The sequence below is a fragment of the Sphingomonas sp. genome (assembly GCF_031361285.1).
GTDB lineage: Bacteria > Pseudomonadota > Alphaproteobacteria > Sphingomonadales > Sphingomonadaceae > Sphingomicrobium.
Map to the genome: position 1 here is coordinate 1 of NZ_JANMCO010000042.1, position 1952 is coordinate 1952.

Annotated in this window: 2 protein-coding genes; one reads left to right on the plus strand and one right to left on the minus strand. The window is 60.9% G+C overall.

The features are described from left to right. Window positions 1-453 (plus strand): phosphatase PAP2 family protein (locus tag RMO25_RS04370; RefSeq protein WP_309661382.1); only part of this gene is annotated, 453 nt, incomplete at its 5' end. Between the two features lie 78 nt (window positions 454-531). Here RMO25_RS04370 and RMO25_RS04375 read toward each other — a convergent pair. Beyond that, window positions 532-1719, minus strand: a complete 1188-nt coding sequence (locus RMO25_RS04375; protein ID WP_309661383.1) for a helix-turn-helix domain-containing protein — start codon at window positions 1717-1719, stop codon at window positions 532-534. Window positions 1720-1952 lie beyond the last annotated feature (233 nt).

Here is a 1952-nt window from a genome sequence, read left to right on the forward strand (position 1 = left end):
TGGCTGGTGGTCGGTGTCGGCGGCGCCTTTGCACTGTCGTCGGTCGGCCCGATTTTCTATGACCGGGCGTTCGGCGGCGAGACGTTTTCGGCGCTGACCCAGGCGCTCCACACGGCGGCACCGATCGCGGTCCGCACGTCCGATTTGATGTGGCAGTTCCACGTCACCGACGCGCCGGCCGTCGCAACCGGCATTTCGGCCATGCCGTCGATGCATGTCGGCCTGTCGCTATGGCTCGCGCTGATCTCCCGCGGGCGCCGCTACGCGCCGCTGGCCTGGATCTATTATGCAATCATCTGGCTCGGCTCGGTGCATCTGGGCTGGCACTATTTCAGCGATGGCCTGGTAGCTTCGGCGGCAATGCTGCTGTCGTGGCGGGCTGCGGGCACTCTCCTATTGTCCCGCGGGCGCGCACCCCAGCCGACCGCCGTCCAGCCTAGCGCAGCTTGCTGATCTTGAGCTTGTCCGCCTTGGCCCGGACCTGGACCGATTCCTCGATGCGGGTCAGTGCCTTGGCGATGTCGAACAGCCCTATCCGAGTGGGTTGCCGTCCGCAGGACGATTGGCCCGCCATCGGAGTGGAGTTAAAATCGCTGGCACGTCCACTTGGAACTGCCGGGCAAATCGCGCGCGATATTGAGTCGGACTGACGCCGATCCGTCGCGCAAACGCCTTGCGCATCTGTTCGTAGCTACGGAACCCCGACTTATAGCAGATCGGCTCTATCGATTCGGAGCCTTCCTCTAGATAGCGCTTGGCGGTTTCCAGGCGCGCCATCTCCACCCAGTTCGCAGGCGAGGTGCCCGTCGCCGCCTCGAATGTACGGTAGAAATTGCGCAGGCCCATGTGAGCGCGCTCGGCCAGCCTCTCCGCCCGCAAATCCTCGGCCGGGTTGTCGACAATCCACTCGAGCAATGCACCGAGTGGCCCTTCGACCGACTGGGACTGCAGCGGCGCGCTAAATTGGGCTTGCCCACCGGAACGCTTGAGGAAGACGACTAGGTTACGGGCGACCATGAGCGTCAACGCATGGCCATAATCTTCCTCGACCAACGCAAGCGCCATATCGATCCCGGCTGTGATTCCGGCGGCTGTCCAGACGTTCCCATCTCGCACGTAGATTAGGTCCGGCTGCACGTCGATCGCTGGAAAAGCCTGTTGCAGTTTTAGGCAATCTTCCCAGTGGGTCGTGGCACGACGCCCGTCCAGCAATCCGGCTCCTGCGAGCATGAATGCTCCGCAGCAGACGGAAGTGACGCGGCGGACTTGCCGGTGATTGCGTTTGATCCAATCAATGAGGCGCGGATCGCAGGTGTCATTGTCGAGCGCGCCGCCGGTGACGATCAGCGTGTCGAGTTGCCCGCTTTCGAGAGTCGGCGCCAAGCGGGTGTCGACTTCGATGCCCTGCATCGTCCGGATCAGGCCGCCGTCGATAGATAGCGGCTCGATTTTGTACAGGAATTCTTCGGTCGCTCGAGAACGGATGAGATGGCGCGCGGCAGAATGAAAAACCGCTGCCGGTCCTGAAAAATCCAACAAGTCGCAATCATCGAACAGCAACAATCCGATTCGTCTCAAACGGAGGTCCACGGGCCTGCCCTCGGTCGCTGGGAAACAGCGCGCATCGTAAGACAAATCCATTCCATTCACAAAAATACAAAGCGGCCAATGGTCGCTCGAGCTGTAATGATCTGGCACGAACGGTGGGGTCTTTGTCATTCAAATCCCACACCAGACAACTAGATTTCGGCCATCTTAAGGGTCGGTCGCTCCGCAAATACTGCGAATGCTACTAGCCTCTGGGGCAACTCCTGGAAGGAGAATGAAATGAACTCGAAATCCAGCATCGGCGTAATCGCCGCACTAGCCATCCTTGGCCTCGCAAGCAGCGCGAGCGCTTTGCCGCCGCCAAACGCGTCGCCGACATGTTCGGATGTCCTCGGCATCGATGT

Bases quoted from the DNA above. Each gene is read 5' to 3' on its own strand.
- RMO25_RS04375 (WP_309661383.1), bottom strand. From the start codon at position 1,719: ATGACAAAGACCCCACCGTTCGTGCCAGATCATTACAGCTCGAGCGAC.